25 protein-coding genes, 1 other RNA gene and 1 pseudogene are annotated in these 25,987 nt (G+C 72.7%); 3 read left to right on the top strand and 24 right to left on the bottom strand.

The features are described 5' to 3' along the window. Positions 1-92 precede the first annotated feature (92 nt). The 6 genes from ABIE39_RS13775 to ABIE39_RS13750 form a co-directional block, all read right to left on the bottom strand. Positions 93-1,121, bottom strand: a complete 1,029-nt coding sequence (locus ABIE39_RS13775) for an ROK family protein (RefSeq protein WP_255437027.1) — start codon at positions 1,119-1,121, stop codon at positions 93-95. Position 1,122: 1 nt separating this feature from the next. Next, positions 1,123-2,055 (bottom strand): ABC transporter permease subunit, encoded by a 933-nt coding sequence (locus ABIE39_RS13770; RefSeq protein ID WP_499278603.1) that lies wholly within the window; start codon positions 2,053-2,055, stop codon positions 1,123-1,125. Further along, positions 2,052-3,008, bottom strand: coding sequence for an ABC transporter permease subunit (locus tag ABIE39_RS13765; protein WP_175008065.1), 957 nt, complete (start codon positions 3,006-3,008; stop codon positions 2,052-2,054). Before ABIE39_RS13765 ends, ABIE39_RS13770 begins: the two co-directional genes overlap by 4 nt. 147 nt (positions 3,009-3,155) lie before the next feature. Continuing rightward, on the bottom strand, positions 3,156-4,448 hold the full coding sequence (locus tag ABIE39_RS13760) for an extracellular solute-binding protein (RefSeq protein ID WP_175008064.1): 1,293 nt from the start codon (positions 4,446-4,448) through the stop codon (positions 3,156-3,158). A gap of 211 nt (positions 4,449-4,659) precedes the next feature. Continuing rightward, the gene (locus ABIE39_RS13755) at positions 4,660-5,820 is read right to left on the bottom strand and encodes an ROK family transcriptional regulator (protein ID WP_051027709.1); all 1,161 of its coding nucleotides are present in this window, start codon (positions 5,818-5,820) and stop codon (positions 4,660-4,662) included. 112 nt (positions 5,821-5,932) lie between these two features. After that, positions 5,933-6,883, bottom strand: a complete 951-nt coding sequence (locus tag ABIE39_RS13750) for a PfkB family carbohydrate kinase (RefSeq protein ID WP_354052170.1) — start codon at positions 6,881-6,883, stop codon at positions 5,933-5,935. A gap of 73 nt (positions 6,884-6,956) precedes the next feature. Between ABIE39_RS13750 and ABIE39_RS13745 the strand changes: the two genes are divergently transcribed. Then, entirely contained in the window at positions 6,957-7,928 is a 972-nt protein-coding gene (locus tag ABIE39_RS13745; protein ID WP_209827430.1) for a DUF4349 domain-containing protein, read from the top strand. Continuing rightward, positions 7,921-8,268, top strand: a complete 348-nt coding sequence (locus tag ABIE39_RS13740) for a hypothetical protein (RefSeq protein ID WP_354052168.1) — start codon at positions 7,921-7,923, stop codon at positions 8,266-8,268. The genes ABIE39_RS13745 and ABIE39_RS13740 overlap by 8 nt, the downstream gene beginning before the upstream one ends. 64 nt (positions 8,269-8,332) lie before the next feature. Here ABIE39_RS13740 and ssrA read toward each other — a convergent pair. The 16 genes and pseudogenes from ssrA to ABIE39_RS13660 all read right to left on the bottom strand — a co-directional run bounded on the left by ssrA (position 8,333) and on the right by ABIE39_RS13660 (position 21,835). Further along, positions 8,333-8,699: a transfer-messenger RNA gene (ssrA, locus tag ABIE39_RS13735) on the bottom strand. 147 nt (positions 8,700-8,846) lie between these two features. Further along, positions 8,847-9,260 (bottom strand): hypothetical protein, encoded by a 414-nt coding sequence (locus ABIE39_RS13730; RefSeq protein ID WP_021482408.1) that lies wholly within the window; start codon positions 9,258-9,260, stop codon positions 8,847-8,849. A gap of 119 nt (positions 9,261-9,379) precedes the next feature. Further along, positions 9,380-9,850: an SsrA-binding protein SmpB gene (gene smpB, locus ABIE39_RS13725; RefSeq protein WP_021482407.1), complete on the bottom strand. Its 471-nt coding sequence runs from the start codon at positions 9,848-9,850 to the stop codon at positions 9,380-9,382. Positions 9,851-9,969: 119 nt separating this feature from the next. Next, entirely contained in the window at positions 9,970-11,370 is a 1,401-nt protein-coding gene (locus ABIE39_RS13720) for a peptidoglycan DD-metalloendopeptidase family protein (RefSeq protein ID WP_175008061.1), read from the bottom strand. Between the two features lies 1 nt (position 11,371). Continuing rightward, positions 11,372-12,283 (bottom strand): permease-like cell division protein FtsX, encoded by a 912-nt coding sequence (gene ftsX / locus ABIE39_RS13715; protein ID WP_209827423.1) that lies wholly within the window; start codon positions 12,281-12,283, stop codon positions 11,372-11,374. A 269-nt stretch (positions 12,284-12,552) separates the two neighbouring features. Next, a pseudogene (ftsE, locus tag ABIE39_RS13710) lies at positions 12,553-13,233 on the bottom strand (cell division ATP-binding protein FtsE); the annotation flags it as partial. Positions 13,234-13,395: 162 nt separating this feature from the next. Continuing rightward, positions 13,396-14,508: a peptide chain release factor 2 gene (gene prfB, locus ABIE39_RS13705; protein WP_175008058.1), complete on the bottom strand. Its 1,113-nt coding sequence runs from the start codon at positions 14,506-14,508 to the stop codon at positions 13,396-13,398. A 165-nt stretch (positions 14,509-14,673) separates the two neighbouring features. Then, positions 14,674-15,918 carry a WxL protein peptidoglycan domain-containing protein gene (locus ABIE39_RS13700; protein ID WP_209827408.1) on the bottom strand — a complete coding sequence of 415 codons (1,245 nt, stop codon included), beginning with the start codon at positions 15,916-15,918 and terminating at the stop codon, positions 14,674-14,676. Positions 15,919-16,049: 131 nt separating this feature from the next. Beyond that, on the bottom strand, positions 16,050-16,667 hold the full coding sequence (locus tag ABIE39_RS13695; RefSeq protein ID WP_175008057.1) for a hypothetical protein: 618 nt from the start codon (positions 16,665-16,667) through the stop codon (positions 16,050-16,052). A 189-nt stretch (positions 16,668-16,856) separates the two neighbouring features. Beyond that, positions 16,857-17,282: a hypothetical protein gene (locus ABIE39_RS13690; protein ID WP_255437025.1), complete on the bottom strand. Its 426-nt coding sequence runs from the start codon at positions 17,280-17,282 to the stop codon at positions 16,857-16,859. A gap of 272 nt (positions 17,283-17,554) precedes the next feature. Further along, complete coding sequence (locus tag ABIE39_RS13685) at positions 17,555-18,028, bottom strand: TadE/TadG family type IV pilus assembly protein (protein WP_175008056.1); 474 nt, start codon at positions 18,026-18,028, stop codon at positions 17,555-17,557. Beyond that, a complete protein-coding gene (locus tag ABIE39_RS13680) occupies positions 18,025-18,444 on the bottom strand; it encodes a TadE/TadG family type IV pilus assembly protein (RefSeq protein ID WP_354052162.1) in 420 nt (139 codons plus the stop codon). Before ABIE39_RS13680 ends, ABIE39_RS13685 begins: the two co-directional genes overlap by 4 nt. Then, positions 18,434-18,649 (bottom strand): hypothetical protein, encoded by a 216-nt coding sequence (locus ABIE39_RS13675; protein ID WP_175008055.1) that lies wholly within the window; start codon positions 18,647-18,649, stop codon positions 18,434-18,436. The genes ABIE39_RS13680 and ABIE39_RS13675 overlap by 11 nt, the downstream gene beginning before the upstream one ends. A 101-nt stretch (positions 18,650-18,750) precedes the next feature. Next, on the bottom strand, positions 18,751-19,692 hold the full coding sequence (locus ABIE39_RS13670; protein WP_354052160.1) for a type II secretion system F family protein: 942 nt from the start codon (positions 19,690-19,692) through the stop codon (positions 18,751-18,753). Beyond that, a complete protein-coding gene (locus tag ABIE39_RS13665) occupies positions 19,689-20,549 on the bottom strand; it encodes a type II secretion system F family protein (protein ID WP_354052177.1) in 861 nt (286 codons plus the stop codon). Before ABIE39_RS13665 ends, ABIE39_RS13670 begins: the two co-directional genes overlap by 4 nt. Before the next feature lie 2 nt (positions 20,550-20,551). Further along, positions 20,552-21,835 carry an ATPase, T2SS/T4P/T4SS family gene (locus ABIE39_RS13660; RefSeq protein WP_175008211.1) on the bottom strand — a complete coding sequence of 428 codons (1,284 nt, stop codon included), beginning with the start codon at positions 21,833-21,835 and terminating at the stop codon, positions 20,552-20,554. A gap of 199 nt (positions 21,836-22,034) precedes the next feature. Between ABIE39_RS13660 and ABIE39_RS13655 the strand changes: the two genes are divergently transcribed. After that, the gene (locus ABIE39_RS13655) at positions 22,035-23,258 is read left to right on the top strand and encodes a pyridoxal phosphate-dependent aminotransferase (RefSeq protein WP_354052159.1); all 1,224 of its coding nucleotides are present in this window, start codon (positions 22,035-22,037) and stop codon (positions 23,256-23,258) included. Between the two features lie 6 nt (positions 23,259-23,264). Here ABIE39_RS13655 and ABIE39_RS13650 read toward each other — a convergent pair whose 3' ends face one another. Together ABIE39_RS13650 and ABIE39_RS13645 are read right to left on the bottom strand one after the other, a co-directional pair. Beyond that, positions 23,265-24,632: an LCP family protein gene (locus ABIE39_RS13650; RefSeq protein ID WP_354052157.1), complete on the bottom strand. Its 1,368-nt coding sequence runs from the start codon at positions 24,630-24,632 to the stop codon at positions 23,265-23,267. A gap of 79 nt (positions 24,633-24,711) precedes the next feature. Beyond that, positions 24,712-25,947: a Bcr/CflA family efflux MFS transporter gene (locus tag ABIE39_RS13645; protein WP_175008051.1), complete on the bottom strand. Its 1,236-nt coding sequence runs from the start codon at positions 25,945-25,947 to the stop codon at positions 24,712-24,714. Positions 25,948-25,987: the final 40 nt, after the last annotated feature.

The raw sequence follows: 25,987 nt of genomic DNA, 5'->3' as shown, positions 1-25,987 counted from the left end.
CAGCACCGCCCCCGGCCCCGACCGCACCACCGCCTCCACGGCATCCGCAGCCAGCACCGCCAACCGCTCCGCCGGAGCGATCACGACCTCCATCACAACACCTTTCGACGGCCGACGAGGGCAGCACCCACGGCGGCGACCGGGACGTCCGACGGAGCGAGGGAGACCCGCTCCGAGAGACGCAACGAGGACAGGAAGGGGGACGTGCTCGACTGCGCATCGAGCGCGTCGCGGACCGCGTCCAACAGCGGCTGGCCCAGCGCGGACACGCCGCCGCCGAGCACCACGTGGCGCACGTCCACCGTCAGCTCGAGGATCCGCACGGCGGACGCGACGGCGGACGCGAACTCGTCCTTGATGCGGATCGCGTCCGGGTCGCCCGCGGCCGCAGCCTCGAAGAGCTCGGCCGGGGCCGGTCGGCCGTGCCGGGACGGCCAGCGCGCCGACACGGCGGAGCCCGACGCGTAGACCTCCACGCACCCGCGCTGCCCGCACGCGCACTCCGGCCCGCGCGGGTCGATCGGGATGTGCCCGATCTCGCCCGCGGCGCCGCTCACGCCCCGGCGCAGCTCGCCGCCGAGCACGATGCCGGCCGCGAGCCCGGTGCCGAGCGCGAGGAACGCCAGGTCCTCGCCCTCCGCGCCGCGCAGGTGCGAGGCACCGAGGGCGGCGACGTTGAGGTCGTTGTCGACCTGGACCGGGACACCGCCGAGCTCGGCGGACAGCGCCTCGGCGAGCCCGAAGCGTCCGCCCTCGATACCGAGGTTCACCGCGTGCATGACGGAGCCGTCGGCGGGGTCCACCAGCCCGGGGACCCCGACGCCGACGCCCTCGACGTCCGCGAGGTCACCGCAGGCGCGGCGGACCAGCTCGCGGACCGCGCGCGCCGCGCTGGACACGACGCCCTCCGGTCCGCGCACCGTCGGCAGGCGCAGCGTCTCGCGCGCGACCCCGTCGGGGCCGAGGAAGGCCGCGAGCACCTTGGTGCCGCCGATGTCGAGGCCCACCGCGCTCCCCGGGCCCACGGGGCCGCGTCGTGACGCGGCCCCGGGCCCGGGGCGTCCGGCCAGGGCTGCGGCCGCCTCCCCGTCGAGCGAGGCAGCCGTGCTCAGGTCGCTCACGTCAGCCCTTCACCGCACCCGAGACGAGGCCACCGGTCATCCTGCCTTGGACGATGACGAAGAAGATGACCACCGGGATCGCCACGATGACAGAGCCGGCCATCAGCGCTCCCCAGTTCGTCGCCATCGTCGCCTGCTGGAACGTGCGCAACCAGACCGGCAGCGTCATGGACTCCGGCCGGGACATGATGATCAGCGCCATGAGGAACTCGTTCCACGCCTGGATGAACGCGAAGACACCGGTGGCGACGAGACCGGGCGCGAGCAGGGGGAACGTCACCTTCCAGAACGCCTTCGGGCGTGAGCACCCGTCGATCATGGCCGCTTCCTCGAGCTCCGCCGGCACACCTTGGACGAAGCCGCGCAAGGTCCAGATCGTGAACGGCAGCACCGCGGAGATGTAGACGAACGCCAGTCCGGTGATCGTGTTGAGCATCTGCCAGCCGTCGATGATCCGGAAGATCGAGATCATCATGGCCTCGCCGGGGATCATCTGGATCACGAGGAGCGCGACGATGAACGACTTGCGCCCCTTGAACGAGAAGCGCGTGATCGCGAGCGAGGCGAGGAAGCCCAGGATCATCGACACGACCAGCGTGATGAGCGTGACGGTGATCGAGTTGACCATCGCGGGCGGCAGCGGCGCACGACGGTCGTCGGTCCACACGTTCACGTAGTTGTTCAGCGTGAAGACGTCTGGGGTCGGGAAGAAGTGCAGGTCCGTCCCACGGATGAGGTTCGTCGGCAGGAACGACGTGTTGATCATCCAGTAGACGGGGAATGCCGACGCGACGAAGACGACGATCGCGATGACCGAGTAGACGATGTTCGCCGCGCGCTTCTTGCTCTGTCCCTCGCGCCGCGTCTTCTGGCCGCCGCGCGCGGGAACCGCGGCGCGCGAGACGGGGATCGTCGGGGTGGAGATGGTGCTCACAGTTCTTCCTCCCGGACGGTCCGGCGCACGTAGTAGAACGAGATGCCGAGCATGATGAAGACGAAGATGACGGCGATCGCGCCGGCGACACCGTAGTGCCCCTGCGCCATGCCCATCTGGTAGATGTACACGCCGATCGTGTTCGTCTTCTCGCGGTCGCCACCGATGCCCTGCAGGGCGTAGACCTGCGTGAAGACGCGCAGGTCCCAGATGATCGACAGCACGATCAGCACCGTGTAGATGCTCCGCACGTAGGGCACCATGATGAGACGGAACCGCTGGAACGGCGTCGCACCGTCGAGCTGCGCGGCCTCGAGGACCTCGCCCGGCACCTGTGTCAGGCCGGCGTACAGCGTGAACGCCACGAACGGCACCGCGCCCCACACGATGATGAGCGTGAGGATGAGGAAGAACTGCATCGGGTCGAGGAGCCACGGGTGGCCCATCCAGTTGTTCCCGGTGATCTTCGTGAGGAAGTTGTTGACGACGCCGTACTCGGTGTCGAACAGCCACCCCCAGACGATGGTGCCGGCGAGGGGCGGCATCGCCCACGCGAGCAGCAGCCCGACCGAGACGAGCAGCCGGAAGCCCTTGTTGAGGCGCATCATGAGCAGCGCGACGAGCGTGCCGAGCAGCATCGTGAGGGCGACCCAGATCACCATCAGGACGAAGCTGCGCAGCAGGACGGTCCAGAACCCGTCGACGTCGGTGAGGACCTGTACGTAGTTGTCCAGGCCTACCCACTCGGCCGGCACGCCCATGAGCTGGGCGCGCTCGTACTCCTGGAAGGACATGACGAACAGCCGGACCAGTGGGTAGCCGACCATGACACCCAGCAGGACGAGGCTGGGGACCAGCAGAGTCCACGGCAGGACCGGTGGACGCCGCTTCTTGGGGGGCCGCACGGACGCGTGCGGGGACGCCGTCCGGGGCTCAAGAGTGGTAGAGCTCATTTCCTCACTCCGTCGGATGGTGCGCGGTGGTGCGCAGTGGTGACGTGCGGGACGCGTCATGCGAAGGGTGGGGACCCGCGAGGAGTCCCCACCCCTGACGAGCGTCCGGTCCCGCCCCGGGCGAACCCGAGGCGGCACCGGCCGAGCTCAGCTGTTGAGGATCTGCTCGATCTTCGCGTCGAGGTCCTCGGCGACCGTCTTCACGTCCTCGCCGTTCGCGATGCGCGTGAAAGCGGTCTGGAGGACGTTCTGCGCCTCGACGTCGGCCCACTTCGGCGACACGGGCGTGACCTGCGTGTTCATCGCTGCGTCCACACCGGCCTGAGCGATCGGGTTGTCCGTCGGCACCTTGTCGGCGAGCGAGGTCTTGGCCGGGATGAGACCGTTCTCGGCGAGGATCGTCTGGTACTCGTCGCTCATCATGATCGCGTAGGCCTTGACGGCGAGCTCAGGGTTGTTCGACTTCGACGCGACCGCGAGGTTCGAGCCACCACCGAAGACGGTCGCGGTACCGCCGTCCTTGCCGGGCAGCGGGAGCGCGGTGAGGTCCGAGCCGTAGGTCGACTCGCAGCCCGGCGTCTCCGCGTCCTCCGGGGCCTTGATGGACCACTGGATCCACGTCGGGGCGGACAGGTATGCGACCTTGCCCTCGCAGAACGGCACCTGGAGGTCGGTCTCCTGGCCGTCCTTCGGTGCGTGCGAGGCGTTGGCCATCAGGTCGGCGACCTGCTCCATGCCCTTGAGGCCGCCCTCCGAGGAGAAGCCCGCCTCCCACGTGCCGTCCTCGCCCTGCTCGGCGATGAAGCCACCGTTCTCCCAGATGAAGGGGAGAGCGTTGTACCAGTCCTGGCCCGGCCAGTAGAGGCCGGACACGTCGGGCGTCGTGAGGGCCTTGGCGCTCGCGACGTACTCGTCGAGCGTGGTCGGCACCGCGGCGTCACCCGTGATCTGGGGCGAGTAGAACACCACGCGCGAGCCCGCGTAGTACGGCAGCGCGTAGTGCTTGTCCTCCCACGTGCCGGCCTCGACGAAGGCGGGCAGGAGGTCGTCGCCACCGTAGGACTCGAACTCGTCAGCGGTGATCTCGCGGAAGTAGCCCGCGGAGGTGAACGCGGCGGACTGCGTGTTGCCGACCTCGACGACGTCAGGGCTGTCGGAGCCCGAGAGCGAGGTCGTCAGCTTGTCGACGAGGCCCGTCCAGGACTGCTCCTCGATCGTGAGGGTGCTGCCCGGGTTCTCCTCCTCGAACGTCGTCTTGAGGTAGTCGCGGGCCGCGTCGGGGGTGTCGGAGCCCACGAGCCAGACGCGGACGTCGCCGGAGGCGGACTCGCCGTCGCCGGAGCCGTTGTTCCCGCTCCCGCCGGTGCTGCAGGCGGTCAGCGCGAGCGCCAGGGTGATCGTCGAGGCCACGGAGGCGGCGACGAGACGGTTCCTCTTCACTGGGTGCTTCCTCTCGGTGATTCTTGGTGGTGGCGGCGATGCCCCCACCGGAGGTGTGGCAGGAGTCCTGCGTAATCGAGCGTGTGCAGGGGTGCTGCTGTGTTACTGCGTTCCTGGGGGTGCTGCACTGGGGGGTCCCAGGAGGTCGTGAGGGGCGGGTCGTGGCCCGCGCCCCGGTCGGGCAGAGCGGGTCAGTCGGAGCGTCGTCGGCTCACGAGACCCCCAGCTGTCCGGAGAGGACGAGGACGGCGGCCCCAGCGAGGACGACGTCTTCGTCGAGCGTGGCCATCCGCACCTGCAGCCCGCTGCCGATGACCGGCATGGTGCGGGAGCGGATAGTCTCGAACGCCGACTCGCGCAGGGGGCCGTCGAGCAGGTCCGCCGGACCGCTCACGAGCACCTCCGCGAGGTTGAGCGCACTGACGACAGGGGCCAGGGCGATGCCCAGCGTCCTGCCCACCGACGCCAGCACGGCGTCGGAAGCCTCGGTGTCGAGCCCGTCCACCGCGCGGCGCAGCGCCGGCACGGACAGGACGGTCTCCAGGCACCCGCGACGCCCGCAGGCGCACGGCTCGCCGTCCTCGACCACGGTCACGTGGCCGAGCTCGCCGGCGGCGTCGGCGTGCCCGTGCACGCGTGCGCCGTCGACCATGATGCCGGCGCCCACGCCCTCGCCCACGGTGAGGACGAGCAGGCCGTCGCCGGCCGCTCCCCCGAACGTGAACTCGCCGAGCGCGGCGATGTTGGCGTCGTTGGCGACGTGGACCGCGAGCCCCAGCCGCTCCGTGAGCTGGGCTGCGAGCGGGACGTCGTACCAGCGCCGGTTCGGCGCCTCGATGACACGGCCCTCGGCGTCGACGACGCCGGGCGACCCGATCCCCACGCCGATGACCGGCTGGGTCGCGGACGCGATGAGCCCGCGGCAGAAGCGCATGAGGAGGTCGACGAGCTCGGTGCCGGTGCGGCCGTCCACGGCGAGGCTCTGCCGGACGACGAAGTCGCCCGTGAGCGTGACGACGGCGCCGCGCAGGACCTCGTCGTCGGTGAGGTCGACGGAGACGATCTGGTAGGCGCTCGTGCGCATGCCGACGAGGATCGCGGGCTTGCCGACACGCTGGCCCGGGCGGACGCCGAGCTCCTCGACCAGGCCCTCGGCGATGAGCACGGACACGAGGTCGGAGATGGTCACGCGAGTGAGGGACGTGGCGCGCGCGAGGTCGGCGCGCGACGTGGGCCCCTCGTGGAACAGGTGCTGCAGCACGAGCGACCGGTTGTGGGCCCGAGCGTGCTCGGGGAGCACCTTCGAGGTCGGCCTGAGCCCTGTGCTCAGTCGCCTCCTCGGTGCGCCGGTGCCGGTGACTGCCGTTGTCATGTTTGTTAGTAGACTGCCTTTACTAAGTGGCTGTCAACTCCCTCTCGGCTTCGTGACCGAAATGTAGCCGAGGAGGTCACGACGCGGGACCTTGGTCCCACGGCCGCCCGTGTCAGGGAGCCGCGGCGATCCAGCCCCGCGCCCCGGCGTGCTCGACCGAGCGGGACGCGACCCGCACGGCGTCCTCCAGCGCGAGGCGCCACGACGACCCGCGCGCCACCGCCGCGGCGAACGCGCCGTGGACCACGTCGCCCGCACCCAGGGTGTCGACGACGCGACCCGGCTGCGGGACCGCGACCTCGTACCTCTCCCCCGCGTCGAGCACCTCGACCGGCAGCGGACCACGGGTCCGCGCGACGAGCCGCGGCCCGAGCGCGGCGACGGCGTCGAGCACGTCGTCGGCCGCGACGCCGGGCGGCCGGAAGTCCGCGGACACGACCACGGCGTCGCACAGCCCGATCATCGCGGGCGCGTCGGGCTTCCAGGAGCCTCCGTCCAGCACGACGACGCACCCGCGCTCCCTCGCGCGACGCGCGACCCGGAGCGCGAGCCCGGGGTGGTGGCCGTCGAGCAGCAGGACGTCCCCAGGGCGGAGCGCGTCCAGCAGGCCCGTCGTGCTCTCCGGCACGACGAGCGACGCGTCCGTGAGGTCGCCGAAGCCCGACGCGTTCGTGCTCACGACCGCACGCTCCCCGGTCGCGCGGGTGACGAGCACGGTCGAGACCGCGGGCTGGGCCCGCCCGGCGGCGTCGGCGGCGGCGTCGACGAGCGCGACGCCCGCCGCCTCGAGCTCGGACCGCACGACCTCGGCGAGGGGACCGTGACCCACGGCGGTCACGAGGGTCGTCGGGGCGCCGAGCCCGACGGCGGTCGCCGCGGCGTTCGCGGCCGGGCCGCCGAACGTCGCGGCGAGGGACCGCGCGACGACCTTCTCGTCAGGTCCGGGCAGGGCGTCGACCACCTGGACGACGTCGAGGGTCACGAGTCCGCAGCACACCAGCACGCGCCCATCCTCGCGCGCGGACGGACCCGTCCGCACGACGCCGGGCGGCGGTCGGATCACGGTCAGTTCACAAGACGGTCACGATGTGGGTGCGGCTGTCCGGTTCGCACGGTTGGCCCCCTACCCTCGCACCATGCGGACCACTCGCCCTCTCGCCGTCGTCGCCGCGCTGGTGCTCGGCGGCGCGCTCCTGGCCGGCTGCTCCGCGACGTCGGGAGACGGCGCGTCCGACTCCGGCGCGGGGTCCGAGGCGGCGGTGGTCGACGGCACCGACACCTCGTCCGGCGCCTCCGCCGGTATCGCGCCCGGCGACGAGGACGCCGTGGTCGAGGCGGACCGCGAGATCGTCACCACCGGCTCGGTGACCGTCGTCGCGAAGGACCCGTCGGCGGCCGCCGAGCAGGTCGCCGAGCTCGCGGAGAGCGCCGGAGGTCGGGTCGAGAGCCGTCGGCAGTCCGAGCCCGAGGGCGACGCGCGGCCCACGGCCGAGCTGACGGTGCGCGTGCCCGCGGCCCAGACGACCGCGACCGTGGACGCTCTCGGCCAGGTCGGCGAGGTGCGCGACCTCGCGATCGAGGCGGTCGACGTGACCGGCACCGCGCGCGACCTCGACGCCCGCGTCGCGGCGCTCACCACGTCGGTCGAGCGGCTGCGGACCCTCATGGGCGACGCCGCGACGACCGCGGACCTGCTCGCCGCCGAGCAGGAGCTCACGACCCGCCAGGCGGAGCTCGAGTCGTTGCAGTCGCAGCGCGCCGCGCTCACGGACCAGGTGTCGATGTCGACGCTGCACGTCACGGTCGTGCAGGTGGCGCCGACCGAGCAGCTCGCGCCCGGCGGCTTCCTCGGCGGGCTGCAGAACGGCTGGAACGCTCTGCTCACGACGCTCAACGGCCTGGTCGTCGTCCTCGGCGCCCTGCTCCCGTGGCTCGTCGTCGCCGGTCTCGTGCTGCTCGTCGTGCGCTGGGTGCTGCGCCGGGTGCGCCGGCGTGCACAGGACGGCGGGGCGCCCCCGGCCGACGACGGCGGCACGGGACCGGACGACGACCCGGGGGCGCCGTCCTCGGGGCGGGAGCCGCTCGTCGGGGCGTCCGCCCGTGACTGAGCCCGTCGCTCGCGAGGGCGCCGGGCGCGTCGCGCGCCTGTGGGCCGACGACGAGGGCACGGCCCGGCTCGCCGGGCACCTCGTGACGCGCGCGTGCACGCACTGGGACACGGTCGGGCCGCAGACGTTCCCCCGGCACGTCAACCCGGAGCCGCGCGTGCAGTGGCGGGCCCACCTCGACGGCGCGGGCGGCGACGAGGACCTGTACAGCGACGACCCCGGCGCGCCCCCGCTCCCTCGTGACGACGACGCCCGGGTCGAGGTGAGAGGGCGACGGCTGCGGCTCGAGTGGCTCGACGGCGACGAGGCGGCGGCGGCCTGGGAGCGCTACGGCTGGTGAGATCTACCGAGCGCCGGCACGACGACGGCCCGCACCCCGGGAGGGGTGCGGGCCGTCGTCGCAGGGGTGGAGGTGCGGGGAATCGAACCCCGGTCCGGTGACGCCGATCGAGGACTTCTCCGGGCGCAGTCTGCTGTCGTTTTTCTCGGCCCCCGCACTCACGCAGACAAGATGCGGACGGGCTCAGTCACCTGAAAGTCCCCGCAGCCCCGGTGACGAGGACTGCGAGCAGTGGCTCTCTAGATGACGCCAGGATCCGAGTCGAGAGCTAGCTCGGGCTGACGGACTTCGGGGCTCGCTCAGGCGGCGAGGGCGAAGTCGGTGCGCTTGTTATCGGCACCTGTGTTTTGCAGACATCGTTGACGAGATGAGTCTGCATCCTCGGCCCGCTTCTCCTCGAAGCACGACCACCGTCGAAACCGATCACCCCCTGTGCAGTTGTCAAGCACTGCGCGGCGCCCGGGCAGACCCGGACCTCGTGCAGCAGGTCCAGCCTACGCGATCAACGCCGTGCCCCGCACGGATATTTCCGCGCGACGCGGGCACCGGCGGTCTCGCCGCCGGTGCCCGCGTCGCGGCTACTTCTTCCGGCTCAGCGAGTCGACGAGCAGCCCGCCGGCGATCCCGAGCAGGAAGACGTCCTTGGCGAGCCCGGTCCCCTGCTCGGTGGGCCGGACACCGTCCTCGCGCGTCATGCCCGGGGTCTTGAGGTACATGCCCACGAGGCCGGCCGAGAAGACGCCCAGCCCGACGGCGACGAGCCCGGTCGGGACGAAGGGCGCCACGAGCGCCGCGCCGAGTGCGATCTCGGCGGTCGACAGGGTCTTGGTGAACTGCTTGGGCTCGACGTCCCCGAGGAACGAGTACGTGCCGGCGGCCATCCCGTGCAGTCCCTGCGCGGTCTCCTCGTCGGCACCGCGCTTGCTCAGGCCGGAGTTGAGGATGTACGCCCCCGCCGCGAGGCGCGGGATGTACTGGCGGAGCTTGACCATGGGGCCTCCTGGTTCGCGGTCGTCGTCTCGCCCTCGACCGTACGTCGAGGGCGACCGCGTCACCAGCGGGTAGGGCCGGCGTCGGGCACAGGACCGCGTGCGGGACGCCCTGCGCGGCGTCAGCGCAGCTCGCGCTGCCGCATGGCGCGCTGCGCCTCGCGGTTGTCCTGCTTCTCCCGGAGCGCCTGCCGCTTGTCGTACTCCTTCTTTCCGCGCGCGAGCGCGATCTCGACCTTGGCGCGGCCGTCGAGGAAGTACAGCGCGAGGGGCACGATCGTGTGCCCCTTCTCGCGCGTCTTGGACTCCAGGCGCAGGATCTCCTCCTTGTGCAGGAGCAGCTTGCGCTTGCGCCGCGGGGCGTGGTTGTTCCACGTGCCCTCGGTGTACTCGGGGATGTGGACGTTCTCGAGCCAGGCCTCGCCGCGGTCGACCGCGACGTAGCCGTCGACCAGCGACGCCCTGCCCATCCGCAGCGCCTTGACCTCGGTCCCGGAGAGCACGATCCCCGCCTCGTACACGTCCTCGATCACGTAGTCGTGGCGTGCCTTGCGGTTGCTGGCGACGACCTTGCGGCCGCTGTCCTTCGCCATCCGTGTCCTACCGTCCTTCGTCGCTGTCGGTGCTGTCCCCGGGATCCGTGACGTTCGTCCGGGCGCCCCAGCGTACGGGTGCCCGACGACGCCTGGTACCGATTATCCCCCGGGTGCGGTCAGCGCAGCACGGACATCGGGTCGATCGTCGACCCGTTGACGTACACCTCGAAGTGCAGGTGGCACGCCCCCGAGAGGCCGGTGTTGCCCGAGTACCCGATGACATCGCCCTTGTTGACGGTCCGGCCCGACGACACGGCGAAGCGGGTGAGGTGGTTGTAGCTCGTCATGAGGTTCTTGCCGCCCACCGTGCCGTGGTTGATCAGCACCTGGTTGCCGAACCCGTTGCGCCACTGGGCGTGGACGACCGTCCCGGGCCCGGCCGCCATGATCGGCGTGCCGCAGTAGGCCCGCAGGTCCGTCCCCGCGTGCAGCCGGTAGTAGCCGAGGATGGGGTGCAGCCGCATCCCGTAGCTCGACGTGACGTAGGGCACCGCCGTCGGGTACGACAGGAAGCTCGAGATGCTGCCGCGGTCGCCGCCGGAGGACGAACCACCACCCCCACCGCCGCCCCCGCCGGAGGACGACCCGCCGCCGCCACCACCGCCACCGCCACCGCCGCCGGACTGCTGGCTCTGCTGCTGGCGGCGCGCCTCCTCCTCGGCGGCCTTGCGGTCGCGCTCGGCCTGCTCCGCGATGATGCCCTTGATCTCGCTCTGCAGGGACTGCTGCGCCGCCTCGTTCTCGGCGACCTTCGCCTCGGCCGCGGACTTGCGCTCCTCGATCGTCGCCTTCTTGGCCTGCTGGTCGACGATGAGCTGCTCGACCTCGGCCTTGCGGTCCGCCGCCGCCGTGCGCGCAGCCTCTGCGGCGACGAGGTTCTCGTCCGCCTGCTGCTTGAGGTCGGTGACCGTCTCGCGCACCGCCTGGAGGCGCGCCTCGCGGTTGCGCGACACGGACTCCGCCTCGAGGAGCTCCTGGAGCGAGCGGGACTGGCTGCGCGCCGCCGTCGAGGAGACGGCGTACTCCGCGATGAACTCCTCGGTGCTCTGCGCACCCGTGACGATGCCGAGGCTCGAGACGTCGCCCTGACCGCGGTACGCCTGGCGCGCCATCTCGGCGATGCTCGACTTGGCGTCGGCCACCTCGGTCGCGCCGCGCTCGATCTCGGCGCTGATCGCGGCCTCCTGGCCCAGCGCGTCCTCGAGCCGCTGCGCGAGCAGCTCCGCCTCGCGCTGCGTCCGCTCGACCTCGGCCTGGGCGGCGTCGAGCTCGGCCTGCGCGACGGGCAGCCGCGCCTCGATGGCCTGGAGGTCCACGACGGCCTGGGCGAGCGCCGAGTCCGTGTCCTCGAGCTCGGACTGGAGCTGCTCGCGGTTGCCGAGGATCTCGGACTGGCGGCGCTCCGCCGCGGCACGGCGGTCGTCGATGTCGTCGGCGGAGGCCGAGGAGACGCCGCCCACGAGGAGCAGGGTCGTGGCGATCAGAGCTGCTGTCGCGCGGCGGAGGTCCCGGGTCATCTCACACCCTCGTGTGGCGGTTGAGCGTGACGACCGAGGACACGGCCGCCAGCAGGAAAGCGATCCCGACGAGCACGGGTGCGATGCGCAGCACGTCCGCCTCGTCGACGTAGGCCACCCACGTCACGGACTGGGACAACCAGTCGGTGACGAGGTACTTCACCCCGACCCAGAGCCCGCCGACCGCGAGGACCGCGCCGAGCACGGCGGCGATCGCCCCCTCGAGCAGGAACGGGAGCTGGATGAACAGGTTCGACGCCCCGACGAGCCGCATGATGCCCGTCTCGCGCCGTCGGCTCAGCGCGGAGAGGCGGATCGTCGTCGTGATGAGCAGCACGGCGGCGAGCAGCATGACCGCCGCGAGGCCGGCCGCGAGCAGCGACGCGCGGTTGAGCGCGAGGAAGAGCGAGTCGAAGATGCGACGCTGGTCCTCGACCACCTCGACGCCCGGCCGCCCCGTCACGACGTCGTTGACGACCTCGTAGTTCTCCGGGTTGGTGAGCTTGAGGCGGAAGGACGCCTGCATGTCGTCGACCGTGAGCTGTGTGCCGAGGTACCCGTCGGGGTAGCGCTCGGTGAACGCCGCGAACGCGTCGTCCTTGGACTCGAAGTACACCGTCTGGATCTCGTCGCCGAGCTCGGAGTCGAACAGGTCCTCGATCGCCGCGATCTGCTCGGGCGTGGCCTCGCCGGCCGCGCACGTGGGCGACGGCGACCCGGCGGGGCACAGGAAGACGGACACCTCGACCTTGTCGTACCAGTCGTCCTTGAGCTTGCCGATCTGCGCCTGGAGCAGCAGGGACGACCCGACGAACGTCAACGAGACGAAGGTGACGAGCACGACGGAGACCGCCATGGAGACGTTGCGCCGCAGGCCCTGACCGAGCTCCGCGAGGATGAACTGGAGTCGCACGCCGCTCACTCCCCCGCGTTCGCGTCGACGCGGCGACGCGTCGAGCGTCGCCGGGGCAGCGGGGGTCGCCCGGGCGGGTCCGCCACGGGCGTCGCACCGGTCGTCGTGCCGGGGGTCGACGCCTGGTCCGCGGTCTCGGCGGGGGCCTGCCCGGACCGGGACGCCGGTTCGGGCGTCGCGGTCGGGCGCGCCGCGCGTCGCACGACGGCGGTCGGCGCCGACTCGGGTGCCGCGGCGGGGGTCGTCGGGTCGGGGATGACCTGGCCGCGCGCGCCGTACGACCCGTGCGCCTGGTCGCGCACGAGCGTGCCGGTGTCGAGCTCGACGACGCGGCGGCGCATCTGGTTGACGATCTCCTCGTCGTGCGTCGCCATGACGACGGTCGTGCCGGTGCGGTTGATGCGGTCGAGCAGGCGCATGATCCCGAGGGACGTCGTGGGGTCGAGGTTCCCGGTCGGCTCGTCGGCGAGCAGGATCGGCGGGCGGTTGACCATGGCGCGCGCGATGGCGACGCGCTGCTGCTCACCACCGGAGAGCTCGTGCGGGCGGCGCTTCTCCTTGCCGGCGAGCCCCACCATCTCGAGCGTCTCGGGCACCGTGATGGCGATGGTGTGACGCGGCTTGCCGATGACCTGGAGCGCGAAGGCGACGTTCTCGAACACCGTCTTGTTGGGCAGCAGGCGGAAGTCCTGGAAGACCACCCCGATCTGGCGGCGCAGCTTGGGGACGTTCCAGCTCGACATCGACCCGAGGTCGCGGCCCGCGACGAAGACCTTGCCCTTCGTCGGGCGCTCCTCGCGCAGGACGAGGTGCAGGCACGTCGACTTGCCGGAGCCGGAGGCGCCGACGAGGAAGACGAACTCGCCGCGTCGGACCTCCAACGACACGTCGTCGACGGCCGGCCTCGCGCCGCGCGCGTAGACCTTGGTGACGTTCTCGAAGCGGATCACAGCGGCACGTTCCTCGGGTCGGGGGTCGATCCGTGGACGAACGAGGTTCGTCGCACGATCCCGAGGGTAGGCATGCGTCTCCGGCCCGACGGGGCGGACACGCCGCACCCGGGCGCATCGATCCGTTGCTCGTATCAATCGGCCCGGGGCGGCCGAGGAGGGTCAGGCGTCCTTCTGCACCCCACGGCGCCAGCGGATCCCGGCCTCGATGAAGTCGTCGATGTCGCCGTCGAACACCGCCGAGGGGTTGCCCACCTCGTGCTCGGTGCGCAGGTCCTTGACCATCTGGTACGGCTGCAGCACGTAGGAGCGCATCTGGTCGCCCCAGCTCGCCTTGATGTCGCCCGCGAGCTCCTTCTTCTTCGCGTTCTCCTCCTCCTGACGCACGAGCAGCAGGCGGGACTGGAGCACGCGGAGCGCGGCGGCGCGGTTCTGGATCTGCGACTTCTCGTTCTGCATCGAGACGACGATGCCCGTCGGGATGTGCGTCATGCGCACCGCGGAGTCCGTCGTGTTGACCGACTGCCCACCCGGGCCCGAGGACCGGAACACGTCGACCTTGATCTCCGACTCCGGGATCTCGATGGAGTCCGTCTGCTCGATGAGCGGGATCACCTCGACCGCCGCGAACGACGTCTGGCGACGGCCCTGGTTGTCGAACGGCGAGATGCGCACGAGGCGGTGGGTGCCCGCCTCGACCGACAGGTGGCCGAACGCGTACGGTGCCTTCACCTCGAACGTCGCGGACTTGAGCCCGGCCTCCTCCGCGTACGACGTGTCGAGGACGGTCGTCGGGTAGCCGTGGCGCTCCGCCCAGCGCAGGTACATGCGCAGCAGCATCTCGGCGAAGTCGGCCGCGTCCACGCCGCCGGCGCCTGCGCGGATCGTCACGACGGCCTCGCGCGCGTCGTACTCGCCGGCGAGCAGGGTGCGGACCTCGAGCTGGTCGAGGTCCTTGCGGATGGCGGCGACCTCGTTCTCGGCCTCGACGAGGGTGTCCTCGTCCTCCATCTCCTGGCCCATCTCGACCAGGGTCTCGACGTCGGCGATGCGCTGCCCGAGCTTCTTCACCCGGTCCAGCTCCGACTGCGCGGCGGAGAGCGCCGACGTCACCTTCTGCGCGGCGTCCGGGTCGTCCCACAGGTCGGGCGCCGACGCCTTCTCCGAGAGGTCCGCGATCGTCGCGCGCAGCTCCTCCGGGTCGCTCACGCTCTCGATGGACTCGAGCGTGCTCCGCAGCGCCTTGATCTCGGACGGGAAGTCGATGGTGGCCACGAGGTTCAAGGTTACGCGACCCCGCGCGCGGTCGGCGCCGTCGCGCGAGGGCACGGCGACGGTTCCGCGCAGGGTCTCCTCGCCAGGACCGCGCGTGGGACCGCCGCGGGGGTCGGCGCGGGGTTGGGCGCCGTCGGGCGAGGCCCGCCCGACGGCGCGTCGCCGTCAGTCCTTCGTGCCGCCCTGCGCGGCGGACCCGCCCGTGGTCGACGTGGCCGGCTCGGTGGTCGTGGCCTGCTGGCGGCCCTCGTCGCGCGCCTTCGCGAGCATCGCCTCGAGGCGCTGGCGCCGGCGCCGCCGGTCGTCCCGGACGCCGAGGATCACGACGACGACGATCGCCAGGAGCAGGAGCTGCGGCCACGGCACCGCCCACGTGGTCACGGTGACGGTGACCGGGTCGAGCGGCGCGTCGACCTGGTCGTCGCCGACGACGGTCGGCGTCACGGTGATCGTCGTGCTGACCGGTCCGAGCGGCCAGACGTCGGCGAACGCGACCTTGCTCCGCAGCGAGCCGCCCGGCAGGACCTCGCCGAGCGGTTCCGCGGCGGCCTCGTCGACGAGGGCGCCGAAGAGGGCGGACGTCGCGACCTGGCCCTCGGCGCCGAGGCGCACGTTGCCGTCGTTGGCGACGTCGTAGGAGACGGTGACGTCGCCCGCCGCGAACGGGTTCCACGAGGGCGCGTAGGACGCCTTGACGCCCTCGACGGCGAGCGCGGGCTGGATCTCGCCGGTGACGCGCGTCGTGACGCGGAACCCGACGCGGCTCTCGACGCCGACGCTCGTACCGCCCTCGCCACCGCCCGTGCTCGTGACCGACGCCGCGATGCCCGCCGGGTGGTCGCCCGGGGTGGCGTTCTCGGGGACCGTGATCGTGTACGGGACGACCACCGTCTCCTTGGGGCCCACCTCGACGCTCTCCTGGACGGTGAACCACGTCCCCGCGTCGGTGGACTCCTGGTCCGAGGAGAGCATGTTGAATCGCCCGTTGGCGGTGAGATAGCCGTCCGCGGCCTTGAGCGCGAACGTGGCCGGCACGTCGCTGAAGTTCGAGACGGCGATGTGCTCCTCGACCGTCGTGCCCGGGTCGGCGACGAGGTCGACGCCGCGACGCCCGTCGGGACCGTTCGCGTCCGCGGGCTTGACGCCCCACGTGATGCGGTCCTCGGTGTCGAGGGGCAGCGCCGTCGACAGAGCGCTCACGACGTCGCTCTGCGCGCTCCCGAGGCCGGCGTGCGCGCTCCCGAGGCCGGCGTGCGCGCTCGTGGCGGCGGTCGTCGCAGACGCGGCGACCGCGAGCGGGGTCGCGGGCAGGAGGCCGAGGGCGAGGGCGCTCGCGGCGAGGACGAGACGACGCCCACGACGGCGGGACGACCTCCCGGTGCGGGCGGGGTGCGTTGGTGCGGGGATCACGCAGGGGCTTCTCTCCGTACGACGACGGGTCGCCCGCCCCGCAGACCGTGGTCGTGCGGGACGGTGCGACCCGTCGTGTGACTACTCGGTCGGTGCCCGGTCGGGACCGGTCACCGGGACGTCGGGACGGCTCAGTCCTCGAACAGGGACAGCGTGATGGTCGAGTTGTACGCGCCCGGCGCGACGTCCTCGCCCGTGCGCAGCGTGAGGTTCGCGCCGGCGGTCCAGGAACCCTCCGGGTTGACCTCGGCCGAGTCGAACGTCGAGACCAGGAGCTCCTGGTCGACGAGACCCGGGCCGTCCTCGAGGGCAGGCTCGACCGGCTCACCCTCGGAGACCAGGCCGGTGTCGCCACCGTCGACGAGGGTGGGGGCCCAGCCGAGGTTGTCGGCGCCGATCTCGCCCGCGTCGCCCGTGAAGGCGGACGCGCTGCCCAGCACGTACCAGTAGGCGCCCTCGGGCACCTCGGTCCGCGTGTCGGTGACGGTGACCTCCGGGAGCGCGCCGTTGAACTCGCGCGTGCCCTCGACCGACGACTCGTCGGCCTCGGTCAGCGTGGTCGAGTTCGCAGCGACCGTGAGGGCGAGGTTGCCCGGCTCCACGTTGGACTCGATCTCGACGGAGACGTCGACGTTCGTGTCGTCGCCCACCTGGTCGGCGGAGGCAGCGGACGCGAGGGCGACCGTGCCGATGAGCATCGCGCCGAGGGCACCCCCGGCGACGAGCTTCTTCGTTGCTCGTGCGTTCATGTTGTAGCTCTCCATCGTTGGAGTTGTTGTCGGACCGGATCACCATAGCGGCGAACCCAGGGTTTTGACAGGGTCGGAACAGAAGTGGCCATCCAAAGTTAAGAAAGTGAACAAAGGCGCGGGAGCGCGCTCACGCGACGTTGCGGCATTCCTTTCCCTGGACGTTCTTCGTCGAACAGCAACAGGTGCTCACCACGCTCTGGCACGTGACTCTGCACGCACGATGATGCCATCACTCCACGCCCCGGTCACCCAGCTGATCATCGCGGGTCGCGCCCGCGCAGCGAGGCCGACCGACGCCGTGCGCCCGTCTCCGGTCGACGCGTCGGTCACCACGACCTCGCTCAGACCGGCGAGCGCCTTCGGGTTCCGGGCGAGATAGTCGTCGACGTCCGCACGGATCCCGGCGTCGGTGAGTGTGAGGACGGCACCCTCGACCGGCGGCGCGGCGCCGCCGGAGTAGAACGTCTCGTGGGTCGTCGAGTCGGCCGCCGTGAGCGCGAGCGCGTCCGCGAGCTCGTAGAGCCGCTTGCGCTCGAGGTGTACCTCCGAGGCGCTCACCACCACCGTCACGAGGAGGAGCGCGAACGCGACGAAGGCGCTCGTGAGGAGCATGATGCGGCCGTCCTCCTCTCCGTCGTCCGATCTCCGCAGCCGCCCGACGAGCGCGGCCGGCCCGCGGACGACGGCCCCGGACCGTCGCCCGGGACCGAGTCCGAGCGTGTCCCCGGGTGTCGGGGTGCCCCGAGCTGTCACCGTGACGAGAGATGTCGAGGCGCCCACGGGCGTCGGGGTGCCTACGGGTGCCGGCGTGCCTGCGGGCGCCGGTGCGCCTCCCCGTGTCGAGGCGCCCAGGGGCGACGGGGCGCTCACGGGTGTCGAGGAGCTCACGGCCGCCGCGCCGCGTACGCGTCGACGGACGCGACATGCCGCGCCTCCACGGGGACGGAGAGCGGGACGACCCCCCGCACGAACTCGGGCACGAGCGGGAGCGGCACGTCGAGCCGGACGTGCGCCGTGACCTCGCCGCCCGGTTCCAGGCAGCGTTCCGACGAGCACGCGATCCTCAGGCCGCCCGGGGTCGGGGCGAACCCCTGGTCGCCGAGCGCCAGGGTCACGGCCGCCGAGGCGAGCCGGGCGCCGTCGTCGGACGACGGCGCGGTGACGAACGCGCGCGCCGCCTCGCGGGAGGCGCCCTCCACGGCGAACGTCGCCGCCTGCACCCGACCCACCGTGAGCACCAGGTAGAGGACCGGCAGGAGGAGGACGAGCGCGACGCCGAGGAACTCGACGACCGCGCTCCCCCGGTCCGCGGACTGCCCTGTCAGCCTCGTACGGAGCCGGAGGAGCGCGTGCCTCACGGAGCCTCCTCCAGCGCGTGACCGCGGACGGTCAGTGCTCCGGCAGGGCCGAGCGGCCCGACGACCGGGAGCGGGGCGGTCACCGTGACCTCGACGACGGGAAGACCGTCCACCACCGTCTCGCGCGCGACGACGTCCTGCGCGTACCGCGCCGACAGGGCGGACACGACGAGATCGCGCGTGCGGTCCGCGCCGTCGCGCGGGCCACGGTCCGCCCGGCCCGCGACGCGGGCGCCTTCCGCCGCACAGTCCACCAGCGTCGCGCGCACGTGGACGGCGAGCGCGACCTGGACCACACCGAGGAACAGCACGATCACGAGGACGGAGACGAGGGTGAACTCGACGACGGCGGAGCCCCGCTCCGGATCGTCGACGCCGGCTCCCGGACCACCGCGACCCTCCACCTCAGGGGGCACCGACGCTCGAGATCGCGTTGCTGAAGGCCTGGGTCAGCGCCGGCCCCGCGACGGCCCACAGGGCGATCACCAGTCCCGCCGTCATCAGGGTGATGAGCACCCAGCCCGGCACGTCACCGCGTTCCCGGTCCTGCCCGGTCAGTCGCCCGAGCACGCCGCGCGCTGCGGCGCGCACGGCCTGGTTCCCTCGGTTCCACCCCTGCATGGCTCTCCTTCGTGGTCGGTCGATCGGTCGTGCCGGACGGTCGTGCCGGACGGTCGTGTCTAGAGTTCGTGTCGGCTCGTGGGAACGTTCGTGGCTGCTGCTCAGAAGCCGACCCGCAGGGTCGCGAGCGACGGGAAGACGGCGAAGACCACCGTCACGGGGAGGATGAGGAAGACGACGGGGACCATCATCACGACCTCCTTTCTGCCACCCGCCTCCATGAGCGCGCGGCGACCCGACTCGCGCACGTCCTGCGCCTGCGCGCGCAGCACGTCGGCGAGCGGGGTCCCCCGTTCGACGGCCACCGCGACCCCCTCCGCGAAGCGGGTGAGGCTCGGCAGCCCCGTGCGGTCGGCGAGCTGCTCGAGCGCCCGCGCGAGCGGGGTCCCGGCGCGCACGGTCGCGAGGGTCGTGCGCAGCTCCCCGGAGAGCTCGCCGTGCGCGGTGGTCGCGACGCGCTCGAGCGCTGCGACCGGTCCCTCGCCCGCGTTCACCGCGAGCGCGAGGAGCTCCGCGACCGTGGGGAACTCGGCGAGCATGCGCTCCTCCCGACGTCGCACGGCTCGGGTCAGCGCGTGGTCGCACGCGAGCACCCCGCCGGCGCCGCACAGCAGCACGAGGACCAGCAGCGCGGCGGCCGACGACCCCCGCGTCGCCGCGAGCAGCACCGCGAGCGCCGTCCCGCCGCCGAGCCCGACGACGCCCCACACGAGCTGCCGTGCGCGGAACTGCTCGACGCTGCGGCCACGACCGGCGCGGTCGAGACGGCGCCGGACGTCGGACGCCGTCGAGCCGAACCGCTCCAGCGCGCGGCCCGCGTCGGCGAGCAGCGGTGCGAGGAGGCGTTCGAGGGTCGGGAAGGGTGAACGTACGGGGTGGTCGCGCAGCAGCACCGACGTGCGGTCGTGCGTGCGCAGGTAGGGTGCGAGCCGCTCGGCGAGGCGGATCGCCCGCCCTCGGAGCCCGGTGAGGACGAGGAGGACGCCCAGCCCGCCGAGCGCGCCGATCACGGCGCCGGTCCAGGACACGTCGACGGCACTCATCGCAGCACCCGCTCCTCCTCGGGCAGCCGCCCGATCCGCAGCATGAGCTGGTAGGCCGCCGCCGAGCAGGCCGCGCCCGCGGCGAGGACGAGTCCGCCCGTCATCGAGTTGTACGCGGCCGCCGTCTCCGGGCGCGTCGCGAGGAAGCCGAGCACGACCCACGGCCCGGCGACGGCGAGCCGTGCCCCGTTCACGGTCCACGACTGCCGGGCCTCGAGCTCGCCGCGCGTCCGGACGTCCTCGCGCAGGAAGGTCGAGAGGGTGCGCAGGAGGCGACCCAGGTCGGTGCCGCCGACGTCCCGCGTGATCCGGAGCGCCTCGACGATGCGGTCGGCGACCGGGTCCGCGAGCCGGTCCTTGAGCAGGTCGAGGCACTCCCCGAACCGGCCGGAGGCGCGGTAGTCGCGCGCGAACTGGGTGAACGGCTCGCGCAGCTCGACGGGACCGCGCTCGCCGAGCTGACCCACGGCCTCGGGCAACGACAGCCCGGCCCGCACGCCCGAGGACAGATGGTCGAGCACCTCGGGCCAGACCTCCCGCAGTCGCGCACGCCGCCGACGCGCGCGGGAGCGCACGAGGAGCGCCGGTGCACCCGCGGCGATCACGGCGAAGCACGTCGCGATCGTCCAGGACCGCGCGAGCACGGTCCCGACGAGGAGCACGACGAGCCCGACGCCGACGCTCGCGACCACCAGGGCGCCGGGCGTCACCGCCGGTGCACCGGCCTGGACGAGCAGGTCCTGGGTGCGTGCCGCCCACCCGTCGACACGCCGCACGCGCGGGGGCCCGGGCGCCCAGAACGACCACCAGACGCAGAACAGCCCGGCGCCGAGGAGCAGTCCTACCGCCACGCCCACGGTCACCCCACCCTCGTCGGCGCGGCGCCGTCGAGCACGTCGGCACCGGCCGGCCCGGGCCGCAGGACCGCTGCCAGGTCGATGCCCGCGCGGACGAAGCGCTCGGCGCGCGGCGGGAATCCTCCGGCGCGCACCAGACGGTCGCCCGAGCGGACGAAGATCTCCGCGGCCTCCACGACGCCCTGCTCGACGCGTCCCGTCACACCGAGGATCTCTCGCACGCCGCGACGCCCGTCGGCGTCGACGCCCAGGTGCACGACGAGGTCGATGGCGGCCGCGACCGTCGGCACCACGAAGCGGTCCGACACGTTCTCGCCCGCGAGCAGGGGCAACGTGCACATCTTGGTGATCGCCTCCCGCGCGGAGTTGGCGTGGATCGTGCACATCCCCGGGACTCCCGCGTTCAGCGCGACGAGCAGGTCGAGGCTCTCCGCCTCGCGGACCTCGCCGATGACGATGCGGTCCGGGCGCATGCGCAGCGCCTCCTTGACCAGGCGTCGCAACGGGATCTCCCCCGTGCCCTCGAGGCTCGGCTGCCGGCACTGGAGCGACACGACGTCGCGCACGGCGAAGCGCAGCTCGAACACCTCCTCGCACGTGACGACGCGCTGCGCGGGCGGGACGGACCCGGCGAGGGCGTTGAGCATCGTCGTCTTGCCCGCCTGCGTTGCCCCCGCGACGAGGATGTTCAGCCCGGCGCGCACGGACGCGTCGAGGAACGCCGCGGCCTGGGGCGGGAGCGCGCCGAGCCGGACCAGGTCGTCCAGGTGCGACGCCCGGACGACGTGCTTGCGGATGTTCACCGCCCACTCGCTGCGCGTGACGTCGGGGATGACGACGTGCAGCCGTTCCCCGCCCGGGAGGCACGCGTCGACGAACGGGCTCGACAGGTCGAGCCGGCGCCCGGACGACCGCAGCATCTGCTCCACGAGGTCGCGCACCTGCTGCGCGGTGAGGATCGTCGTCGTCAGCTCCGACGTCCCGCCGCGCGCCACGAACACCTGGGAGGGTGCGTTGATCCAGATCTCCTCGATCTCCGGGTCGTCGAGGTACGGCTGGAGCGGACCGAGCCCGGCGACGGCGTCGACGACCGCGCGACCGGCGGCGGCCGGGTCGGCGAGGGGCGCGACGGCCCCGAGCGCGCTGCGCGTCTCGTAGTCCGCGACGACGTCGCGGACCAGCTGGTCGACGGCCGCGCGGTCGCGCGCGGGGTCGACCCCGCGCCGTCGGACGAGCTCGCGCACCTCGCCCTCGAGCACGCCGACGGCGTGCGTGTCCGTAGACATGTCGAGCATTCCCCCTGCTCCGTCGGCCGGCTGCCCCGCCGGTCGTCAACGATCTGCGCCAGAGAGTAGGGCATGGACGCGCCCTCGTGAACCGCCCCTGTGGACAAGGTCGCGGGCGCCCTGGAATCCCGCGCCGTCGAGGGGGGACCGCGCTCCCTGCGTCCCACATCGTGGTCGTCGCGAGGGCTAGGGTCGGGCCATGACGGACCTCCCGCCCGGCCGCTGGCAGGCCGCCGCGCGCGCCACGGGCCTGCTCGGCTCCGACGGCGCGGTCGCAGCGACGATCTTCGCCGAGATGACGGCGCTCGCGCAGCGCACCGGGGCGATCAACCTCGGGCAGGGCTTCCCGGACGTCGACGGCCCGCTCGCGGTGAAGCACGCCGCGGTGCGCGCGATCGAGGACGGCCACAACCAGTACCCGCCGGGTCCTGGCATCCTCGCGCTGCGCAACGCCGTCGCGAGCCACCAGTTCCGCCACTACGGCCTGGACCCGGACCCGGAGACCGAGGTGCTCGTGACGACGGGCGCGACCGAGGCGCTCGCGGCGACGATCCTCGCGCTCGCCGGCCCGGGCGACGACGTCGTGACGCTCGAGCCGTTCTACGACTCCCACGCCGCGTGCATCGCGCTCGCGGGCGCGCGGCACGTCACGGTCCCCCTGCTCCCCGGGCCCGACCGGTTCCGGCTCGACGTGGACGCGCTGCGCGCGGCCGTCACCGACCGCACGCGCCTGATCGTCGTGAACTCGCCGCACAACCCGACGGGCACGGTGCTCGACCTCGACGAGCTCGACGCGATCGCCGCCGTCGCGCGCCGGCACGACGCCGTGGTCGTGACGGACGAGGTGTACGAGCACCTGACGTTCGACGACGCCCGGCACGTGCCGATCGCGACCCTGCCGGGGATGCGGCAGCGGACGATCACCATCTCGTCGGCCGGCAAGACGTTCTCGTTCACGGGCTGGAAGGTCGGGTGGCTGCACGGACCCGAGCCGCTCGTCACGGCCGTCCGCACGGTGAAGCAGTTCCTCACCTACACGTCGGGCGCGCCGTTCCAGCCGGCGATCGCCGACGCGCTCGCGGACGACGAGACCCCGCGTGCGCTCGCCGACTCGCTCGCCGCGCGCCGGGACCTGCTGTGCGAGGGGCTGGTCCGCGCGGGGTTCGACGTCGTCGTGCCGCAGGGCACGTACTTCGTCATCGCCGACGGCGCCGCGCTCGGGTTCGAGGACGGCGCCGCGCTGTGCCGCGCGCTGCCCGCCCTCGCGGGCGTCGTGGCCGTCCCCGTGAGCGCGTTCTGCACCCCGGGGTCGACGACGGCGCGCGCGCTCGCGTCGCGCGTCCGGTTCACGTTCGTCAAGCGCGCGGACGTCCTGCACGAGGCGGTGCGGCGCCTGGCCGCGCTCGGCGCATCGCGGCCCTGAGCGAGATCAGGCGCACACGCCGTCGCGCGGCTCTTCCGTCGCGCCGGCGCCCGGGTCGGTCCCGGCACCGGGGTCCGTCGCGCCCGTGCCGGGGTCGACGGCACCGGTCCCGGGGTCGGTGGTGCCCGGGTCCGTCCCTGCACCGGGGTCGGTCGCGCCGTCCGCGGGCGCCGTGGCGTCGTCGCGGGGGTCCGCGACGGGCTCGTGCCCGGGCGGGGGCGTGTCGTCGATCAGCCGCTGCCAGATCGCGTCCGCCTCCGCCGTCCACTCGACGCGGTTGCGGTCGCTCGCCGCGTCCACGACGGGGACCTGGGTGAAGACGACCTCGGCGGGCTTGATGGCCCGCAGGCTGAACGCGAGCCCGGCGAGCGCCGTCGGGTCCGCGATCGTCGGGTCCGCGCTGATGGAGCCGAGCACGGCCTCGATGACCCCGTAGAGCTGGGGCGAGTTGGTGATGATGTTCTGCGAGAGGAGCTCGCGCACCGCCGAGTCGATGAACGCCTGCTGCCGCGCGATGCGGGTGAGGTCGGAGCCCATCTCGAGGCCCATGCCGGTGCCGTGCCGTGCCCGGAGGAAGCCGATCGCCTCGTGCCCGTCGAGCGTGTGCTCGCCGGCAGGGAGGTCGAGGGTCCCGTACCGGGGGTCCTCCTTGATCGGCTCCGGGAAGCACATGGTCACGCCGTCGATCGCGTCGACCACGCCGATGACCCCGGTCATCTTGACGACGACGTGGTTGGTGATGGGCACGCCCGTGAGGCTGTAGACCGACGAGATCGTGCAGCCGGCGGCCGCCTCCATGTCGTCGACGCCGCCCGACCCGATCTGGAAGGCCTCGTTGAACATGGTGTTGCGCCGCGGCGAGGACATGGATCCGTCGGGCAGCTTGCACGCGGGCAGGTCGACGAGCGAGTCGCGCGGGATCGACACGACCTCCATGCGCGTGCGGTCGCCGGACACGTGCACGATGAACGTGGTGTCGGACCGCATGCCCTCCTCCTCGCCCGCGAGCGCCGCGTTCTCGGCGTCGCGGTAGTCCGTGCCCATGACGAGGATGTTGAGCGCCTTGCCCGCGAACGGGTCGGACGGGTCCTTGGGCGGCGCCGCGGTCGGCATGCCGACGACGTACTCGGACACGTCGCTCACCGTGATCTTCGACTTGAGGTCGAGGTACACGGCTCCGGCGCCGACGGCGACGAAGACGAACGCGCCGGTGAGGACGAGCCCGATCGCGCGGGCGACGCGGTGCGAGCGGAGCGCGCGGGCGTGGTGCGGGCCGCCGGTGGGTTTGTCCGTCCCGCCCTCCCGGGAGCGCGTCTCCTGCGTCGCGCGGGACCTCGCGCGTGCGGGCGGCGAGGCGGGGGCGGACTTCGGCACGGTCCGAGAGTAGAGGGTCGCGCGCGAAAACGTGTGCCGGACCGGCAGGAGGACATGTGAAAGGGCGGCGAAGAACGGGTCAGACGGGCGTGTGCCAGCCCCCGCGGCGGAACGCGGGCGTCGCGAGCGCGAGCACGAGGATCGACGCGACGACGGCCCCGAGCATGACGGTGGACATCGCGACGGCGTCGCCGCCGAGGACGCCGACGAGCGGGCTCACGAGCCCGGCGACGCCGGCCTGGAACGCGCCGATGACCGCGGCGGCGGTGCCGGCGATCTCGCCGTGCCGGGTGAGCGCGAGCGCGGAGGCGTTCGCGGGGATGAGGCCCTGCATCGACAGGACGAGGAACAGGGCGGCGACGATCCCGACGATCCCGCCCGCCCCGGTCAGGGCGACCACGAGGAGACCGACGGCGAGCACGCCCTGCACGACGAGCGCCGTCCGGAGCAGCCGCACGGGCGCGACGCGGCGGACGAGCGCGGCGTTCGCCTGCGCCGACAGCACGAGCCCGATGCCGTTCACGGCGAACAGGAGCGCGAACTGCCCGTGGCTGAGCCCGTACCCCTCCTGCAGGACGAAGGGCGAGCCGACGACGTAGCTCATGAGCACGGCCTGCCCGAGGCCGGGGAGCACGGCGAGCGCGACGAAGTGCCGGTCGCGCAGGAGGCCCGCGTACCCGCGCAGGACGGTGCGCGCGCCGGCGGGGCGACGGCGCTCGAGCGGCAGGGACTCGGGCATGAAGAACAGGACGATCGCGCCGAGCACGACGCCGCCGAGCGCGAGGACCCAGAAGACCGCCCGCCAGGTGGCGTGCGCGCCGATGAACGACCCGATGGAGGGCGCGAGGAGCGGCGCGAGCCCGATGACGAGCATGAGCCGCGACAGGACGCGCGCGGCCTCGGATCCGGTGAACCGGTCGCGGATGGCGGCGATCGCGACGACCGACGCGGACGCGTTGAAGAACCCCTGGAGCACGCGCAGACCGATGAGGAAGCCGATGCTGGGCGCGAACGCGCACAGGAGCGACGTGACGACGTGCAGCGAGAGCCCGACGAGCACGGGCAGGCGCCGGCCGTAGCGGTCGGAGAGCGGCCCGATGACGAGCTGCCCGACGGCGCCGCCGAGGAGCATGCCGGACAGCGTGAGCTGCGCGAGGGAGTCGGGCGCGCCGAGCTCGGCGCCCACGTCGGGCAGGAGCGGGAGGTACATGTCCACCGTGAGCGCGGGCAGCGTGGCGAGCGCACCGAGCAGCAGGACCCAGCGGGCGGACGATCTCGGTCGGGGCACGGCGGGGTCGACCGAGGAGGGGGGCATGACTCCCATCGTAACGATTCGATCGCGCGCGGACCGGGGT

This window comes from Cellulosimicrobium sp. 4261, from assembly GCF_040546915.1.
Classification (GTDB): Bacteria; Actinomycetota; Actinomycetes; order Actinomycetales; family Cellulomonadaceae; genus Cellulosimicrobium; species Cellulosimicrobium cinnabarinum.
Note: the sequence above shows the minus strand (reverse complement) of the source record. Positions and strands in the feature narration are given on the sequence as shown.

Coding starts and splice junctions, on each gene's coding strand:
- ABIE39_RS13765 (WP_175008065.1), bottom strand. CDS start 3,008: ATGAGCTCTACCACTCTTGAGCCCCGGACGGCGTCCCCGCACGCGTCC.
- ABIE39_RS13755 (WP_051027709.1), bottom strand. CDS start 5,820: ATGACAACGGCAGTCACCGGCACCGGCGCACCGAGGAGGCGACTGAGC.
- ABIE39_RS13745 (WP_209827430.1), top strand. CDS start 6,957: ATGCGGACCACTCGCCCTCTCGCCGTCGTCGCCGCGCTGGTGCTCGGC.
- ABIE39_RS13730 (WP_021482408.1), bottom strand. CDS start 9,260: ATGGTCAAGCTCCGCCAGTACATCCCGCGCCTCGCGGCGGGGGCGTAC.
- smpB (WP_021482407.1), bottom strand. CDS start 9,850: ATGGCGAAGGACAGCGGCCGCAAGGTCGTCGCCAGCAACCGCAAGGCA.
- ABIE39_RS13720 (WP_175008061.1), bottom strand. CDS start 11,370: ATGACCCGGGACCTCCGCCGCGCGACAGCAGCTCTGATCGCCACGACC.
- ABIE39_RS13695 (WP_175008057.1), bottom strand. CDS start 16,667: ATGAACGCACGAGCAACGAAGAAGCTCGTCGCCGGGGGTGCCCTCGGC.
- ABIE39_RS13690 (WP_255437025.1), bottom strand. CDS start 17,282: ATGCTCCTCACGAGCGCCTTCGTCGCGTTCGCGCTCCTCCTCGTGACG.
- ABIE39_RS13675 (WP_175008055.1), bottom strand. CDS start 18,649: ATGCAGGGGTGGAACCGAGGGAACCAGGCCGTGCGCGCCGCAGCGCGC.
- ABIE39_RS13670 (WP_354052160.1), bottom strand. CDS start 19,692: ATGAGTGCCGTCGACGTGTCCTGGACCGGCGCCGTGATCGGCGCGCTC.
- ABIE39_RS13660 (WP_175008211.1), bottom strand. CDS start 21,835: ATGTCTACGGACACGCACGCCGTCGGCGTGCTCGAGGGCGAGGTGCGC.
- ABIE39_RS13655 (WP_354052159.1), top strand. CDS start 22,035: ATGACGGACCTCCCGCCCGGCCGCTGGCAGGCCGCCGCGCGCGCCACG.
- ABIE39_RS13645 (WP_175008051.1), bottom strand. CDS start 25,947: ATGCCCCCCTCCTCGGTCGACCCCGCCGTGCCCCGACCGAGATCGTCC.